General features: G+C 59.8%; 16 protein-coding genes. 8 read left to right on the top strand and 8 right to left on the bottom strand.

Going from position 1 to position 16,756, the window contains the following annotated elements; translation table 11 throughout:
- Positions 1-93 precede the first annotated feature (93 nt).
- The gene (glpK, locus tag LXM55_RS11470; RefSeq protein WP_233320464.1) at positions 94-1,599 is read right to left on the bottom strand and encodes a glycerol kinase GlpK; all 1,506 of its coding nucleotides are present in this window, start codon (positions 1,597-1,599) and stop codon (positions 94-96) included.
- A gap of 76 nt (positions 1,600-1,675) precedes the next feature.
- Positions 1,676-2,524: an MIP/aquaporin family protein gene (locus tag LXM55_RS11465; RefSeq protein WP_233320463.1), complete on the bottom strand. Its 849-nt coding sequence runs from the start codon at positions 2,522-2,524 to the stop codon at positions 1,676-1,678.
- A gap of 371 nt (positions 2,525-2,895) precedes the next feature.
- Here LXM55_RS11465 and ybaK point away from each other — a divergent pair, with 371 nt between their 5' ends.
- Both ybaK and LXM55_RS11455 read left to right on the top strand, forming a co-directional pair.
- Positions 2,896-3,366 carry a Cys-tRNA(Pro) deacylase gene (ybaK, locus tag LXM55_RS11460; RefSeq protein WP_233320462.1) on the top strand — a complete coding sequence of 157 codons (471 nt, stop codon included), beginning with the start codon at positions 2,896-2,898 and terminating at the stop codon, positions 3,364-3,366.
- A gap of 117 nt (positions 3,367-3,483) precedes the next feature.
- Positions 3,484-4,263, top strand: a complete 780-nt coding sequence (locus tag LXM55_RS11455) for a PhzF family phenazine biosynthesis protein (RefSeq protein ID WP_233320461.1) — start codon at positions 3,484-3,486, stop codon at positions 4,261-4,263.
- 64 nt (positions 4,264-4,327) lie between these two features.
- Here the strand turns inward: LXM55_RS11455 and LXM55_RS11450 are convergent, their stop codons facing one another.
- On the bottom strand, positions 4,328-5,437 hold the full coding sequence (locus LXM55_RS11450; protein WP_233320460.1) for an ABC transporter ATP-binding protein: 1,110 nt from the start codon (positions 5,435-5,437) through the stop codon (positions 4,328-4,330).
- Entirely contained in the window at positions 5,434-6,354 is a 921-nt protein-coding gene (argF, locus tag LXM55_RS11445) for an ornithine carbamoyltransferase (RefSeq protein ID WP_233320459.1), read from the bottom strand. Before argF ends, LXM55_RS11450 begins: the two co-directional genes overlap by 4 nt.
- 544 nt (positions 6,355-6,898) lie before the next feature.
- Between argF and LXM55_RS11440 the strand changes: the two genes are divergently transcribed.
- Together LXM55_RS11440 and grxD are read left to right on the top strand one after the other, a co-directional pair.
- A complete protein-coding gene (locus LXM55_RS11440) occupies positions 6,899-9,007 on the top strand; it encodes a molybdopterin oxidoreductase family protein (protein WP_233320458.1) in 2,109 nt (702 codons plus the stop codon).
- Between the two features lie 96 nt (positions 9,008-9,103).
- Positions 9,104-9,442, top strand: a complete 339-nt coding sequence (grxD, locus tag LXM55_RS11435) for a Grx4 family monothiol glutaredoxin (protein WP_007922425.1) — start codon at positions 9,104-9,106, stop codon at positions 9,440-9,442.
- 168 nt (positions 9,443-9,610) lie between these two features.
- On the opposite strand, the gene bfr is transcribed toward grxD, so the two are convergent.
- Both bfr and LXM55_RS11425 read right to left on the bottom strand, forming a co-directional pair.
- Positions 9,611-10,084: a bacterioferritin gene (bfr, locus tag LXM55_RS11430; RefSeq protein ID WP_025129649.1), complete on the bottom strand. Its 474-nt coding sequence runs from the start codon at positions 10,082-10,084 to the stop codon at positions 9,611-9,613.
- Positions 10,085-10,296: 212 nt separating this feature from the next.
- Positions 10,297-10,515: a bacterioferritin-associated ferredoxin gene (locus LXM55_RS11425; protein ID WP_011063112.1), complete on the bottom strand. Its 219-nt coding sequence runs from the start codon at positions 10,513-10,515 to the stop codon at positions 10,297-10,299.
- Positions 10,516-10,838: 323 nt separating this feature from the next.
- Between LXM55_RS11425 and LXM55_RS11420 the strand changes: the two genes are divergently transcribed.
- The gene (locus tag LXM55_RS11420; protein WP_007922432.1) at positions 10,839-11,441 is read left to right on the top strand and encodes a peroxiredoxin; all 603 of its coding nucleotides are present in this window, start codon (positions 10,839-10,841) and stop codon (positions 11,439-11,441) included.
- Between the two features lie 68 nt (positions 11,442-11,509).
- Here the strand turns inward: LXM55_RS11420 and rnt are convergent, their stop codons facing one another.
- Together rnt and pyrC are read right to left on the bottom strand one after the other, a co-directional pair.
- Positions 11,510-12,181 carry a ribonuclease T gene (gene rnt, locus LXM55_RS11415; protein WP_011063110.1) on the bottom strand — a complete coding sequence of 224 codons (672 nt, stop codon included), beginning with the start codon at positions 12,179-12,181 and terminating at the stop codon, positions 11,510-11,512.
- Entirely contained in the window at positions 12,178-13,224 is a 1,047-nt protein-coding gene (pyrC, locus tag LXM55_RS11410; RefSeq protein WP_233320457.1) for a dihydroorotase, read from the bottom strand. The genes rnt and pyrC overlap by 4 nt, the downstream gene beginning before the upstream one ends.
- 156 nt (positions 13,225-13,380) lie before the next feature.
- Between pyrC and LXM55_RS11405 the strand changes: the two genes are divergently transcribed.
- From LXM55_RS11405 to LXM55_RS11395, 3 genes are all read left to right on the top strand, one after another.
- Positions 13,381-14,295 carry a flagellar protein MotY gene (locus tag LXM55_RS11405; protein ID WP_233320456.1) on the top strand — a complete coding sequence of 305 codons (915 nt, stop codon included), beginning with the start codon at positions 13,381-13,383 and terminating at the stop codon, positions 14,293-14,295.
- Positions 14,296-14,424: 129 nt separating this feature from the next.
- A complete protein-coding gene (locus tag LXM55_RS11400) occupies positions 14,425-15,642 on the top strand; it encodes an argininosuccinate synthase (RefSeq protein WP_102880745.1) in 1,218 nt (405 codons plus the stop codon).
- A gap of 381 nt (positions 15,643-16,023) precedes the next feature.
- A complete protein-coding gene (locus LXM55_RS11395; RefSeq protein WP_233320455.1) occupies positions 16,024-16,650 on the top strand; it encodes a response regulator transcription factor in 627 nt (208 codons plus the stop codon).
- Positions 16,651-16,756: the final 106 nt, after the last annotated feature.

The following is a 16,756-nucleotide window of genomic DNA, read 5'->3' as shown; positions in this document are numbered from 1 at the left end:
GGCTTCCTTTGGGCTGCCGTGCAAAATTTGCCCATGATGCCGCAGGAATCCCCTCCCGACCAGTTACAAGCGGTTACCTATCCACGGCTTGGCTTATTTGGCCTCGTCGTGCGGTTCCCAGTCGCGGGTGCGGCTGACGGCCTTCTTCCAGCCTGCGTACAGGCCTTCTTTTTCCGCTTCGGCCAGCTGGGGTTCGAACTCGCGCTCGATCACCGCCTTGCCTCGCAGTTCTTCCAGGCTGCCCCAGAAACCGCACGCCAGGCCGGCCAGGTAAGCGGCGCCCAGGGCTGTGGTTTCGCGCATTTGCGGGCGCTCCACCTGAGTGCCGAGGATGTCGGCCTGGAACTGCATGAGGAAGTTGTTGGCCACGGCGCCGCCGTCCACGCGCAGGGCTTTGAGGCGTTCACCGGAATCCTGCTGCATGGCGTCGAGCACGTCGCGGGTCTGGTAGGCGATGGATTCCAGGGCGGCGCGGATGATGTGATCCACGCGTACGCCACGGGTCAGGCCGAACAGCGCGCCACGGGCGTAGGGGTCCCAGTAGGGGGCGCCGAGGCCGGTGAAAGCTGGCACCAGGTACACGCCGTTGCTGTCCTTGACCTTGTTGGCGAAGTATTCGGTGTCGTGGGCGTCGTTGATGATCTTCAGTTCATCACGCAGCCACTGCACGGTGGAGCCACCGTTGAATACCGCACCTTCCAGGGCGTAGGCCACTTCGCCGCGCGGGCCGCAGGCGATGGTGGTGAGCATGCCGTGCTGGGATTTCACCGCCTTGTCGCCGGTGTTCATCAGCAGGAAGCAACCGGTGCCGTAGGTGTTCTTGGCCTGGCCCGGCTCGACGCACATCTGGCCGAACAGCGCCGCTTGCTGGTCGCCGGCGATGCCGCCGATGGCGATACCGCTCTTGGTGCGGCCGTAGATTTCTGACGAGGATTTCACTTCGGGGAGCATTTCCCGTGGGATATCCAGGACTTCCAGCATCTTCGCGTCCCACTCCAGGGTGTGGATGTTGAAGAGCATGGTTCGCGAGGCGTTGGTGTAGTCGGTGACGTGGGTCTTGCCGCCGGTGAATTTCCAGATCAGCCAGCTGTCGATGGTGCCGAACAGCAACTCGCCGCTACGGGCGCGTTCGCGGCTGCCTTCGACGTTATCGAGGATCCACTTGAGCTTGGTGCCGGAGAAGTAGGGGTCGGTGACCAGGCCGGTGGTTTCGCGAATGTAGTCTTCGTGGCCGTCGCGCTTGAGCTGCTGGCAGATTTCGGTGCTGCGGCGGCACTGCCAGACGATCGCGTTGTAGATCGGGCGGCCGGTGGTCTTGTCCCAGACCACGGTGGTTTCACGCTGGTTGGTGATGCCGATGGCGGCCACCTGGTCATGATGCAGGCCGGCTTGCGCCAGGGCCTCGACCATCACCGCGCTCTGGGTGGCGAAGATTTCCATCGGGTCATGTTCGACCCAGCCGGCTTGTGGGTAGTGCTGGGCGAACTCGCGCTGGGCGGTGCAGACCACGTTGGCGTCGCGGTCGAAAATGATCGCGCGGGAACTGGTCGTACCCTGATCGAGGGCAATGATGTAGTTCTTATTCTGAATGTCGGTCATGTCGATTGCCTTGGACGAAATAAGGGAGAGAGAACTGGCGCGCGATCGATTTGGGCAGGATCACGCGCCGCTGGATTCAGGAAGCTTTGACTTTGCCATCGGCGGCCTGTTGGGCCTGCGGGGCTACCGCCGCGTTGGGCAGGTGGCGCGCAATCAGTCCGCGGTAGGCCGCTGCACCGAGGCAGGCACCCAGGATCGGAGCGAAGATGGGCACCAGGAAATACGGAATATCACGGCCGCCGGTGAGGGAGATTTCACCCCAGCCGGTGACGAACGTCATCAGTTTAGGCCCGAAGTCCCGCGCCGGGTTCATCGCGAAGCCGGTCAGTGGGCCCATGGCGCTGCCGATCACGGCAATCAGCAGGCCGATCAGCAACGGTGCCATCGCGCCGCGGGGCAGGCCATTGTTGTCATCGGTCAGGGCCATGATCACGCCCATGAGGATCGCGGTGATCACCACTTCCACCAGGAACGCCTGAGCCGTGGACAGGGCCGGATTGGGGAAGGTGGAGAACACCGAGGCCAGTTCCAGGCTGGCCTGGGAGCCGCGAATCATTTGGTGGGCTTGTTCGAAATCGAAGAAAAGGTTGCTGTACAGCGTGTAAACCAACAGGGCGGCGCAGAAGGCGCCAGCGACCTGGGAGAGCATGTAGAACGGCAGTTTGCGTTTTTCAAAATCGGCGAACAGGCACAGGGCGATGCTCACGGCCGGGTTCAGGTGCGCGCCGGAAACTCCGGCGGTCAGGTAGATCGCCATGCTGACGCCCACCCCCCAGATGATGCTGATTTCCCACAGGCCAAAGCTGGCCCCCGCGACCTTGAGCGCGGCGACGCAGCCGGTGCCGAAGAAGATCAACAGTGCAGTACCCAGAAACTCGGCGATGCATTGACCCGATAGCGACGGTTGTTGCAGAGCAGTTGTCATGTGAACCTCGATTTTTGTTGTTGTCTGGCGCTGCTGCAAAAGGCACGGAGCGCGACTTCCAACGAAGACGGAATCCCCATTCCGGCCTCGTCTTGCTGCTGGGTACAACCTTGGATCTACCGCATGATATTCAGAAACGAAAAAATATAGACAAGAAACACCGCTGTCAAAGGTCGAAAGTGAACGAGCAGTCATTTTATAGATATCAATCAAATGAATGATTCCGGAGCCTGGTGTCGGGAATGACAGGTGTGCTGGCTTCAGCGCTCGCGCGGGGCCGTTATCAAGGCTTGGAATAGAGCCTTTTGCTGATGAATGGCCTAAAATTCCGGCGCTTTGTTTTGCCTTTTCATTCCTCGCCTGGAGCTGCCATGACCCCTGCACTGGACTTGCTGAAAAAAGTTCGCGCCGAACATCGCATCCACAGTTACGAACATGATCCCAAGGCGGCCTCTTACGGCCTGGAGGCGGCGGAGAAGCTCGATCTTGACCCGGCCCAGGTGTTCAAGACATTGCTCGCCAGCAGTGAAAAGGGCGAATTGCTGGTGGCGGTGGTGCCGGTCGTCGGAAGTCTTGACCTCAAGGCCCTGGCCCATGCCGCGGGGGTGAAGAAGGCCGAAATGGCTGACCCGGCTGCTGCTCAGCGCGCCACCGGGTATCTGCTGGGAGGCATCAGCCCGCTGGGGCAGAAGAAGCGCCTGCGGACCTTTATCGACAACAGCGCGCAGCCCTACTCCAGCATCTTTGTCAGCGCCGGGCGCCGCGGCCTGGAAGTCGAGCTGGCGCCGGCGGTGCTGGCCGAGCACACCCAGGCCAAGTTCGCCGATATCGGTCGGGCTTGAGTTGTATCGGCGGCGGAAAAGGCCGCCGCTGTATGCAGGAAAATCCCTTCTTCTGTGTCTGTCGCTCGCGGGCGTTCAGGGCCCATGCTGGCGGCCGACGGTTCAAGGAGAAGGCTTATGCAGCTTGAGTTTCATCAGATCGACGCTTTCAGCGAGCGGCCGTTCGGGGGCAATCCGGCCATGGTTTACCGGCTGGAGTCCTGGCTCGATGACCGGTTGATGCAGCAGATTGCCGCCGAGCACAATCTGGCGGAGAGCGCTTTTGTCGTGCGCGAGGCTCAGGGCTGGCGAATTCGCTGGTTCACCCCGGCAACTGAAGTGCCATTGTGCGGGCACGCCACTTTGGCCAGCGCGCATGTGTTGTTCGAAATTTACGGGGAGGCGGCGCAGCGCATCGACTTTCTCAGCCAATCTGGGCCGTTGAGCGTCACGCGTGAGGAGGGCCTGTTGTGGCTGGATTTCCCTCTGCGCAGCCCCCGTCCTCAAGTCGGGGTGGAGGCGGTGGAGCGGCTGCTGGGGGTCAAGGTCGTCGAACTGTTGGGGGCCAACGAACTATTGGCCGTGCTGGAGTCCGAGCAGGCGGTGCGCGAGTGCCAGCCGGACATGGTGGCGTTGGCGAAGTTGCCCTGGCCCGGGCTGATCGTCACGGCGCGCGGCCGTGAGCACGACTTTGTCTCGCGGTATTTTGCACCGGCGATTGGTATCGACGAGGACCCGGTGACCGGCTCCACTCATTGCTGCCTGACGCCTTACTGGGCACGGCAACTGGACAAGGCGCAATTGAGCGCTTATCAGTGCTCCGCTCGAGGTGGCGCGCTGTTCTGTCGGCTGCAAGGCGAGCGGGTGAAGATTGGCGGGCATGCCCGGCTGATTGCCAGTGGGCATTTGCATCTGTGATGACGACGGTGTGACTCGCCGGCAAGCCGGCTCCTGTGGGAGCTGGCTTGCTGGCGAAGGCGGCTCAATGTGTGCTGCTGTAGCGGCGCACTCCTGAATCGCTGTGCGGGATCTGCGCTGCGGTGCTGCCCGAAGCCTGGAACAGCACCAGGTGTTCTGCCGCGACCCGGATGCCCACATCGGCACCCACCTGATGGTCGGCGTGGCTCGGGAAGATCGACTCCAGCTGGCTACCGGTTGGCAGTTGCAGGCGATACAGGGTCGAGGCGCCGAGGAAGGTTTTGCCGACGACCCGGGCTTTCAAGTCGCTGTCCGGCGCGTGGACGATGTCGTCCGGGCGCAGCAGCACGTCCACCGCGCCGCCTGTCGGCCAGGTATAGGCCCGGTTGCCCTGGAGCACACCCAGTTCGGTCTGCACCGATTCCGGCGTGTTCAGCTGGCCGCGAATGAAGTAGCCCTGGCCAATGAAGCTGGCGACGAAGGGGGTTTGCGGTTCGTGATAGAGGTTGTAGGGGGTGTCCCACTGTTCCAGGCGACCTTCCTTGAATACCCCGACCTGATCGCTCACGGCAAAGGCTTCTTCCTGATCGTGGGTCACCAGGATCGCGCTGGTGCCTCGGGCCTTGAGGATGTCGCGCACCTCGTGGCTGAGCTTGCGTCGCAGTTCGCCGTCGAGGTTGGAGAACGGTTCGTCAAGCAGCAGCAGTTGTGGCTCGGGAGCCAGGGCGCGGGCCAGGGCCACTCGCTGTTGCTGGCCGCCGGAGAGTTCGTGGGGGAAACGCTGGCCAAGGCTCTTCAGGTTGACCAGTTCCAGCAGCTCGGCCACCACCCGCTCTTTCTGCGGATGCTTGCGGATACCGAAGGCAATGTTGTCGGCCACGCTCAGGTGCGGGAACAGTGCGTAGTCCTGGAACACCATGCCGATCCGGCGCTTCTCTGGCGCCAGCGTGAAGCCGGCGCTGGAAATGGTCTCGCCGGCCAGATGGATTTCCCCTTCATGCACCGGCTCGAAACCGGCGATGGCGCGCAGGGTGGTGGTCTTGCCGCAGCCGGATGAGCCCAGCAGGCAGCCGATGTCCCCGGCGTTGAGGTGCAGGTTGAGGTTCTGCACCACACGTTGGTCCTGGTAGCCGCAGGCGAGATTACGCAGGTTCAGCAGTAATGGCTGGCTCATGCGTGGTGGTACGCCGGCTCGACGAGGAACTCGAGCAGGGCCTTCTGTGCATGGAGGCGGTTTTCCGCCTGGTCCCAAGCTACCGAGCGTGGATCGTCCAGCAGGTCGAGGCTAATTTCTTCGCCGCGGTGGGCAGGCAGGCAATGCATGAAGAGTACGTCCTCGGCCGCGAGGTCAAGCAACGCGCGGCTGACCTGGAACGGCGCGAACAGTTGCAGGCGCTTGGCGGTTTCCTCTTCCTGGCCCATGGAGGTCCAGACATCGGTGCTCACCAAATGGGCACCGGCCACGGCTTCGCGAGGGTCGCGGACGATGGTCACGCGATCGCCGGCCTTGGCGACAAATTCTGCGTTGGGCTCGTAGCCCTCGGGGCAGGCGATGCGCAGCTGGAAGTCGAACTGGATGGCCGCTTCTATATAGCTGTTGCACATGTTGTTGCCGTCGCCGATCCAGGCCACGGTCTTGCCCTGGATCGAGCCGCGATGCTCAAGGAAGGTTTGCATGTCGGCCAGCAGTTGGCACGGGTGCAGGTCATCGGACAGGCCATTGATCACCGGTACGCGGGAATTGGCCGCAAACTCGGTCAGGGTGCTGTGGGCAAAGGTACGGATCATCACCGCGTCAAGCATGCGCGACATGACGATGGCGCAGTCGCCGATGGGCTCGCCGCGTCCCAGTTGGGTGTCTCGTGGCGAAAGGAAGATGGCCTGGCCGCCCAGCTGGATCATGCCGGCTTCGAAAGACAGTCGGGTTCGGGTCGACGACTTCTCGAAAATCATGCCAAGCACACGATTTTTCAAAGGCTCGAAGAGTACGCCGCGGTTACGCAGGTCCTTCAGCTCGATGCCTCGACGAATCACACTGACCAGCTCTTCGGGCGTGCAATCCATCAGGGAGAGAAAGTGCCTTGCGCTCATCATTAACTACCTTTTTGCAACAGACCGCAGATTCTCAAAGCCTTGTTTTGTCGAACAACGGGCTGGACCTGCGGCGAAAGCCGCACGGGGCGACGAAATAGGGGAAGGCGCGATCTTATAATTAAATGTCGCGTCTTACCAATAGTAGTGCTACGGCGATCAGGGGCATGAGAGGCCAGGACGCGAATGCGCTGGCACTTTTGCGACCAGTTTCCAAACAGCAGCCGGGCATTTGTACACTGCCCTGGCGCGGCTTGGCAATCGAGCGGGGCGTTGCCAGCAGCCCCATGGTCGTTTTCTGACTGCTGGGCCGGCTGTCCTGGCCCGGCCCATCCGTGGGCCTTCAGCCTGAAACATTTCCTAATGCAAAGTGCTGGGGTGATAAAGGCGAATGCGCCTGCCTTCAACTGAGGGGCGATCATGGCCGGGGCTGATGGCCGTGAATTCATGGGACGAACGTCACTGGTGTCATGGCGGGGCTGCGGCCATAGTTTTTGCTCCCAGCGGCCGAAAACGGTGCGCGCTCAAACAATAGAGACTGGCCATGACCAAGACTCTCCATCACCGTGCCTGCCACCTGTGTGAAGCCATCTGCGGCCTGACCCTGGAAATCACCGAAGAAGCCGGCAGCGCTCCACGTATCAGCTCGATCAAGGGCGATCCTCAGGACCCTTTCAGTCGTGGCCACATCTGCCCCAAGGCGGTGGCCCTGCAGGATATCCAGAATGATCCTGACCGCCTGCGCCACCCCGTGCGCCGGGTTGGCAATGAGTGGCAACCGATCGAATGGGACGAGGCCTTTGCTCTGGTGGCGGAGCGCCTGGCGAGCATCCAGCAGCGCCATGGCAGCAACGCGGTGGCGACGTATCAGGGCAATCCCAGCGTTCACAACTACGGGCTGATGACCCACAGCAACTACTTTCTCGGCCAGCTCAAGACTCGCAATCGTTTCTCGGCCACCTCGGTCGATCAGTTGCCGCAGCACCTGACCAGCTACCTGATGTATGGCCATGGTCTGTTATTGCCGATTCCGGATATCGATCACACCGATTTCATGCTGATTCTCGGCGGCAATCCCCTGGCGTCCAACGGCAGCATCATGACCGTGCCGGATGTGGAGAAGCGCCTGAAGGCGATCCAGGCCCGTGGTGGCAAGGTGGTTGTGGTCGATCCCCGGCGCAGCGAAACCGCGGCAATGGCTGACCAGCATCTGTTTGTCCGCCCGGGAGGTGATGTCGCGTTGCTGTTTGGTCTGCTCAATAGCATTTTCGAGGAGGGGCCGACCCGCGACAGTCATTTGCAGGTGGATGGGCTGGCCGAGGTGCGCCAGGCCATTTCCCGCTTCACGGCGGAAGCCATGAGCCCCCTGTGCGCCATTCCGGCGCCGCAGATCCGCCAACTGGCCAGGGATTTCGCCTCGGCCGACAGGGCGGTCTGCTACGGGCGCATGGGGGTCTCGACCCAGGCCTTCGGCACGCTGTGCCATTGGTTGCTGCAACTGCTCAATCTGGTCACTGGCAACCTCGATCGTGTGGGCGGCGCGCTGTGCACCAGCCCGGCGCTGGACCTGGTGGCGGCGACTTCGGGCGGGCACTTCAATGCCTGGCAGAGCCGGGTTTCCGGGCTTCCGGAATATGGCGGCGAGCTGCCGGTGTCGGCCCTGGCCGAAGAGATGCTTACCGAAGGGGAGGGGCAGGTGCGGGCGCTGATCACGGTGGCGGGCAATCCGGTGCTGTCCACGCCCAATGGCCGGCAGTTGGAGCAGGCATTGGATGGTTTGGAGTTCATGGTCAGCATCGACCTGTACATCAATGAGACCACTCGCTATGCCGACCTGATCCTGCCTTCCACCTCGGCCCTGGAGAATGATCACTACGACACCACGTTCAATCTGTTCGCGGTGCGCAATGTCAGTCGCTTCAACCGGGCGATCCTGCCCAAGCCCGAAGGTGCGCTGCATGACTGGGAGATTTTTGTCGGCCTGGCCAAGGCGTTCTGCGCGCGAACCGAGCGCTCGCTCAAACCGACGGTTGCCCCAGCGCAGATGATCGACATGGGGCTGCGTACCGGGTCCTATGGCGATGCCTCGCCGTTCAAGCTGTCATTGGCGACTCTGGCCGAGCACCCCCATGGCATTGATCTGGGGCCGTTGCAGCCGAATCTGGCCGGGCGCCTGAAGACCGAGAATCGGCGGGTCCAGGCTGCGCCGGCGGTGATCATGGCCGACCTGGAGCGCTTTGCTGCCCTGAAGGCGCCCCAGGAGGATGAGCTGCTGTTGATCGGTCGTCGGCACGTACGCAGCAATAATTCCTGGATGCACAACTATCATCGGCTGGTGAAGGGCAAGCCCCGTCATCAGTTGCTGATGCATCCGCAAGATCTGGCTCGCCGTGGGTTGCATGATGGTCAACGGGTGCGCATCAGTTCTCGGGTCGGCGCGGTCGAGGTCGAAGTGCTGGCCAGCGCCGAGATGATGCCGGGGGTGGTGAGCCTGCCCCATGGCTGGGGGCATGGACGACCGGGGGTGCAGATGAGCATTGCCACCGAGCAGCCAGGCTGTAGCGCCAATGATCTGACCGATGAACGCCAGCTCGATGCGCTGTCGGGGAATGCGGCGTTGAATGGGGTGCCGGTCACTGTGCAAGCGGCGTGAGATGTCTGTCGGAGAGGCCGAGCAGGGCGCTCAGGATTCCGTTACAATGCGCCACCGTGCCGACAACAGAGTCGGAAAGTTCAGCCGAGGTGTTCCATGGATATCATCGAAACTATTAAAGAGCAGATTGCCAACAACACCATTCTGCTTTACATGAAAGGCTCGCCGAATGCCCCGCAGTGCGGCTTCTCTGCGAAAGCCGCTCAGGCCGTAATGGGCTGTGGTGAGAAGTTCGCTTACGTGGACATCCTGCAGAACCCGGAAATTCGCGCCAACTTGCCCAAGTATGCCAACTGGCCAACCTTCCCCCAGTTGTGGGTGGCCGGTGAGCTGGTCGGCGGCAGCGACATCATGGCTGAAATGTTCGCCAACGGTGAGTTGCAGACCTTGATCAAGGCTGCTGCCGAAAAAGCTGCTGCCAAGACCGAAGCGTAAGAGCGAGCGTGCTCGCAAGGACTTCCCGAGAGTCGACATGATCTTTGTGTGATTCTTGGGATGTTCCCTTTGCTTCTGATCATTACGCGAATATATCCGCGTAATAAAAAAGCCCCGCTTCTCTTGTGAGAGCGGGGCTTTTTTATGGTTCGGGTTCTACGCGTTAAGTTACTCGTCACCCATTTGCGATTGCAGGTAGTTTTCGATACCCACTTTATCGATCAGGCCCAATTGGGTTTCCAGCCAGTCGATATGTTCTTCTTCGGATTCAAGAATATCTTCCAGCAGTTCACGGCTGCCAAAGTCACTGACCGATTCGCAATGAGCGATCGCGGCTTTGAGGTCGGCGTGGCCGGTGCGTTCGATACGCAGGTCGCACTCGAGCATTTCCTTGGTGTGTTCGCCGATGTGCAGTTTGCCCAGGTCCTGGACGTTGGGCAGGCCTTCGAGGAAGAGGATGCGCTTGATCAGTTTGTCCGCATGCTTCATCTCGTCGATAGACTCGTGGTACTCGTGCTTGCCCAGCTTGTTCAGGCCCCAATCTTCATACATGCGTGCATGCAGGAAGTACTGATTGATCGCGACCAGTTCATTGGCAAGGATTTTATTGAGATGCTGGATGACTGTAATGTCGCCTTTCATGATGGGGTCCTGCCCTTTAATTAGTGAAATAAGGGCAGAGTCTGAGCCGCGTACACATTACTGTCAAACCTAAGTTATTGAATAATATATGAAAATTAATCGGAATAAGAATGTTTGTGTTCCGCGTTTTGCCCCTAAGCGATTGAATTACAGGCATAAAAAAACCGGACTCTAGGTCCGGTTGTTTGAAACACAGCTATTTATTCGGCACATCAAGCAACATTAAATTCCACGGGGTAGGGAATGGCTGCTTGGCTGCTCTGCAATTCGGTCAGGGTTTCACGAACCACTTGCTTGGCCAGGCAGGCACATTTGCCGCATTGGCTGGCAACGCCGGTGGCCTGGCGCACTTCGCGGTAGCTACAGCAACCTTCGTAGATCGCTTCGCGAATTTGTCCGTCGGTGACGCCGGTGCAGAGGCAGACATACATAAGATGAGAACCGTCGCTGGTTAGGGCTCAATTGCGTTGGATCTTAATGTTAACGAGAATGATTGTCAAAGTTGTTTCGGCGACCTTTGTTGCGGATTCTTACCGGAGTGACGAACGGCTTTTCTTTGCATTCAATGACAGATGATTGGCATTTTTCGCTTTGAAGGCCGGCCTGAGGAAAAACCACTAAGGACAGCTCAAAAACGCCGTGTATGATGGTCGGTCCTTGCGAAGCGGGGTCGCGTCATGGAGCTGTCGCATCAGCGTGGCAGACTCAAGGCCATCCCCTTCTTCATTACTACGTCCACACCAGGAGATATCCAATGAGCGTACTCGTAGGCAAACAAGCCCCTGACTTCACCGTTCCGGCCGTTCTCGGCAATGGCGAAATCGTCGACAGCTTCACCCTGTCCTCGGCCATCAAAGGCAAATACGGCCTGGTGTTCTTCTACCCACTGGACTTCACCTTCGTTTGCCCGTCCGAGCTGATTGCTCTGGACCACCGCATGGCTGACTTCAAGGCACGCAACGTTGAAGTGATCGCTGTTTCCATCGACTCGCACTTCACTCACAACGCCTGGCGCAACACCCCGATCAATGCCGGCGGCATCGGTCAGGTTCAATACATCATGGCCGCTGACATGAAGCACGACATCGCCAAGGCCTATGACGTTGAGTCCGAAGGCGGCGTGGCTTTCCGTGGCGCGTTCCTGATCGACGACAAAGGCGTTGTCCGTTCGCAGATCGTCAATGACCTGCCGCTGGGTCGTAACATGGAAGAGCTGATCCGTCTGGTCGACGCTCTGCAATTCCACGAAGAGCACGGCGAAGTTTGCCCTGCCAACTGGAAGAAAGGCGACAAAGGCATGACCGCTTCGCCAGAAGGCGTTGCTGCTTACCTGAGCGAGAACGCCGGCAAGCTGTAAGGCTTGGCGTTACGCAAAAAAAACCGGCCTCAGGGCCGGTTTTTTTATGGGGCTGTGATGTTCGACATTCAGTCGTCGAAATCCTGCCAGCCGCCCATTTGTTTCCAGCGGTTGACGATGCCGCAGAACAGTTCGGCGGTCTTCTCGGTGTCGTAGCGGGCCGAGTGGGCCTCACGACCGTCGAAGTCGATATCCGCGCTCTGACAGGCTTTGGCCAGAACGGTCTGGCCATACGCCAGGCCCGCCAGGGTGGCGGTGTCGAAGCTGGAGAACGGGTGGAACGGGTTGCGCTTCATGTCCAGGCGCGCCACGGCGGCGTTGAGGAAGCCCAGGTCGAAGCTGCTGTTATGGCCTACCAGGATCGCGCGTTTGCAGCCATTGGCTTTCAATGCCTTGCGCACGCCGCGGAAAATATCGGTGAGGGCGGTTTCTTCGCTGACGGCCATGCGCAGCGGATGGTCGAGCTTGATCCCGGTGAACTCCAGGGCCGCCGCTTCAATGTTCGCGCCTTCAAAGGGCTCGACCCGGAAGAAGTACGTGTGCTCGGGGAACACAAAGCCCTTTTCGTCCATGCCAATGGTCGTGGCGGCAATTTCCAGCAAGGCGTCGGTGGCCGAGTTGAAGCCACCGGTTTCAACGTCGACGACTACCGGCAGGTAACCGCGAAAGCGCGCCGCCATCGGGTGGCGAGGGCCGCCGCTGCTACCTTCTTGTTCGTCGTCGAAATGGTCGTCACTCACGAGTGATCCTCCAGCAGGCGCCAGCGCAGTTTTTCACCGGCGCGCAGCGGAATGACAGTCAGCTCGCCGAACGGCAGGCTGGCGGGGGCGGTCCATTCTTCACGGACCAGGGTGATGCTATCGGTGTTGGCCGGCAGGCCGTAGAAGCGCGGGCCGTTGAGGCTGGCAAAGGCCTCCAGCTTGTCCAGGGCATTGCGCTGTTCGAACGCTTCGGCGTACAGCTCGATCGCGGCGTAGGCGCTGTAGCAGCCGGCACAACCGCAAGCGGCTTCCTTGGCATGCTGGGCGTGGGGTGCGGAGTCGGTGCCGAGGAAGAACTTCGCGTTGCCGCTGGTGGCCGCATCCAGCAGGGCTTCCTGGTGGGTGTTGCGCTTGAGGATCGGCAGGCAATAGAAGTGCGGGCGAATACCGCCCACCAGCATGTGATTGCGGTTGTACAGCAGGTGGTGCGCGGTAATGGTGGCGCCAACGTTGGCCGAGGCCTCCTTGACGAACTGCACGGCTTCACCGGTGGTGATGTGTTCGAACACCACTTTCAGGCTGGGGAAGCGTTCAACCACACGACGCATGTGCTCGTCGATGAAGATTTTCTCGCGGTCGAAGACGTCGACGTCGCCGCGGGTCACCTCACCGTGGATCAGCAGCGGCAGGCCGACTTCAGCCATGGCTTCGAGCACCGGGAAGATCTTGTCGATGCTGGTCACGCCCGAGTCCGAGTTGGTGGTCGCGCCGGCCGGGTACAGTTTGGCAGCGTGCACAAAGCCACAGGCCTTGGCCGCGCGGATTTCATCCGGCTGGGTGCGGTCGGTCAGGTAGAGCACCATCAGCGGCTCGAAGCGGCTGCCGGCCGGACGCGCAGCTAGAATACGCTGGCGATAGGCATCGGCTTCCGCGGCGTTGCGCACCGGAGGTACCAGGTTGGGCATGATGATGGCGCGGCCAAAGGTGCGCGCGACATCCGCGACTGTATTGGGCAACACGGCACCATCGCGAAGATGAATATGCCAGTCGTCGGGACGCAGCAGGGTCAGGCGGTCGGACATGGGAGGTTCCAGGCGGGTAAAACTCGGGGGAATGCTACCGGAAAAGACTCTTCCAGGCACTCGCTATCAAGTTTTGCGACGAGCAACCGATATCCCGAAGGTATGGCGTATTAACGCCTGTCGATTTTTCTGTTGTACACGTCAGTGGAGCCTCCCGTGCGCCAGCGTTATCTAGCCTTGCTCAGTGTGTTTGCCAGCCTGCCCGCGATGGCTCTCACTTTCCAGACCCGTCTGGAGAGCATTGAGTGGACGGTCGAAGGTGACAAATTCGAGTGCCGCTTGATCCAACCGGTTACCGATTTCGGTTCCGGCGAGTTCGTTCGCCGCGCGGGTGAACAGGCAATTTTCCGTCTCAAGAGCTTCAACCCGATGCAGGCCGGAGGCTCGGCGACCTTGCTCGCGGCCGCTGCTCCCTGGCAGCCGGGGCGTGGCGACATCAATCTCGGGGCGGTCAAGGCCGGCACCGATGGCGTGCTGTTCAACAGCAACCAGATGCAGGCCGGACGCTTGATCATTGGCTTGCTGGAAGGGCGCAGCCCGGTAGTCCGGCATTTCTCCCGCGAGGGCGGAGTGTCCGAGGTGCGCCTGTTGCCCGTGAAGTTCAGCAAGGCTTATGGCGACTACCAAAGCTGCATGGCCAAGCTGCTGCCGATGAACTACGAACAGGTCAAGCAGGCCGAGATCGGTTTCCCCGGTGGCGGTATCGACCTGGATGCCCGGGCCAAGGCCAAGCTGCAAGTGATGGTCGATTTCATCAAGGCCGACCCGACGGTCAATCACGTCGAGCTCGATGGCCATTCGGATAACAGCGGCAACCGCCTGACCAACCGCGATCTGTCGCGTCGTCGAGCCCTGGCGGTGATGGAGTTCTTCAAGGCCAACGGCCTGACAGAAAACCAGATCGTGGTGCGCTTCCACGGTGAGCGTTATCCCCTGGCGCCCAATACCAATGCTGCCAACCGGGCGAAGAACCGCCGGGTCAATGTGCATCTGGAGCGGGTTGCCCCCACCGAGAAACCGGCGCCGGCGCCTCAGGCGGCTTCCGGAAGCAGTGCTGCGGCGACTTCCTGATACGGCTGTCGTCGTCGCTCGCTCGACATAATCTGTCGCTTGGTCGTCATAAGCTGTCGCGCCTCTGTAAATTATCCGCGTGGATCGGTAGACTTGGCGCCTTTCCGTACAACCCCGTGGAGTGATGGCATGGCGGACGTTAACAAGGTCGTTCTGGCGTATTCGGGCGGCCTGGACACTTCGGTGATCCTCAAGTGGCTGCAGGATACTTACAACTGTGAAGTAGTGACTTTCACTGCTGACCTGGGTCAAGGCGAAGAGGTCGAGCCGGCCCGCGCCAAGGCACAAGCCATGGGCGTCAAAGAGATCTACATCGACGATTTGCGCGAAGAATTCGTGCGTGATTTCGTCTTCCCGATGTTCCGCGCCAACACCGTCTACGAAGGCGAGTACCTGCTGGGTACTTCCATCGCTCGTCCGTTGATCGCCAAGCGCTTGATCGAAATCGCCAACGAAACCGGCGCTGACGCCATTTCCCATGGCGCCACCGGCAAGGGCAACGACCAGGTGCGTTTCGAACTGGGCGCCTATGCCCTCAAGCCAGGCGTGAAAGTGATTGCACCTTGGCGTGAGTGGGACCTGCTGTCCCGCGAGAAGCTGATGGACTACGCCGAGAAGCACGGTATTCCAATCGAGCGTCACGGCAAGAAGAAGTCGCCGTACTCGATGGACGCCAACCTGCTGCACATCTCCTATGAAGGCGGCGTGCTGGAAGACACCTGGACCGAGCACGAAGAAGACATGTGGCGCTGGACCGTCTCCCCGGAGAAGGCTCCTGATACCCCGCAGTACCTGGAACTGACCTACCGCAACGGTGACATCGTCGCCATCGACGGCGTGGAAATGACCCCGGCTACCGTGCTGGCGACCCTGAACCGCATCGGTGGCGAGCACGGTATCGGTCGTCTGGACATCGTCGAGAACCGCTATGTGGGCATGAAGTCCCGTGGCTGCTACGAGACCCCGGGCGGCACCATCATGCTGCGTGCCCACCGCGCCATCGAGTCCATCACCCTGGACCGCGAAGTGGCTCACCTCAAAGATGAGTTGATGCCCAAGTACGCCAGCCTGATCTACACCGGCTACTGGTGGAGCCCTGAGCGTCTGATGCTGCAACAGATGATCGACGCTTCCCAGGCCCACGTGAACGGCGTTGTGCGCCTGAAACTGTACAAGGGCAACGTGATCGTGACCGGTCGCAAGTCCGATGAGTCGCTGTTTGACGCCAACATCGCCACCTTCGAAGAAGACGGCGGTGCTTACAACCAGGCGGACGCAGCAGGCTTCATCAAGCTCAATGCCCTGCGCATGCGCATTGCTGCGAACAAGGGTCGGACTCTGGTCTGATCTTTGAGTGGTTGAAAAAGCCCCGCGATAAGCGGGGTTTTTTTTGCCTTGGATAATTGTGCCGGGTGTTTTTCCCAGGTTCATAGTGAACATGCCTGAGGGATGAGAGGCGGTATGTTTTCGTTTGCTCCAATATCGGGAACTGTTAATGGAGGGCTTGTAAGTGGCCAGTTATTTAGTACGAAAAGTAGCTGGTTTAGCGATTGATCCGATGGCTTTTGAATATTGAACCACTTTTAAATAGATTATTTTGTAAGGCGATTCGGTATTGTTTGTAAGGATCTTCCTCGTAAGCATATGGCCCTCCATAGCATGGTGTCAGAGCCAAATCTCTGGGGTATTGTGCGTGCTCTAAAAAACTCTAAGGACTTGGATAGACCTATGAAAAGAGTATTGATCGTGGATGATCACCCTGTTGTCCGTTTGGCTGTGCGTATGTTGATGGAACGTCATGGCCTTGAAGTAGTGGCGGAGGCAGATAACGGCACGGACGCCTTGAAGTTAGCTCTTGAGCATGTTCCCGATATCTTGATTCTGGATATTGGAATCCCGCAACTTGATGGGCTTGAAGTTATAAGTCGAGTGATGTCCAGAGGTATACCGATCAAGATTCTGGTGTTGACCCTGCAAGTTCCAGGGCCTTTTTCCATGCGCTGCATGCAGGCCGGCGCCTCCGGCTATGTGTGCAAGCAACAGGACATTACTGAGCTGATCGGTGCCGTGCGGGCAGTGCTGGCGGGATACAGCTACTTCCCCAACGAGGCATTGCACACGTTTCGTTCAAGCCAGAGTGTCGGCAGTGAAGCACAGATGATCGAACTTCTTTCAGGGCGCGAGCTGATCGTATTGAAGCAACTCACCAATGGCATGAGTAACAAGGAAATTGCCGAAGGGTTGTGCTTGAGCAACAAGACCGTCAGTACATACAAGCGTCGGCTGTTAGCCAAACTCAATGCTCGCTCATTGGTCGACCTTATCGAGTTTGCGCAGCGACATAAGTTGATATGAAACATTGAGGCGTCTGCATGCACGGGCGCGTTGCAGTAGGGGCTCGTCTGAGTAGCGCTGCAGCCGGTCAGCCATGGTGGCTGGCCGGCCCGGTTTTCGGGGGAGC

It is taken from the genome of Pseudomonas sp. Au-Pse12 (assembly GCF_021341665.1).
Taxonomy (GTDB): domain Bacteria; phylum Pseudomonadota; class Gammaproteobacteria; order Pseudomonadales; family Pseudomonadaceae; genus Aquipseudomonas.
This window is presented reverse-complemented; position numbering and strand designations above follow the sequence as displayed.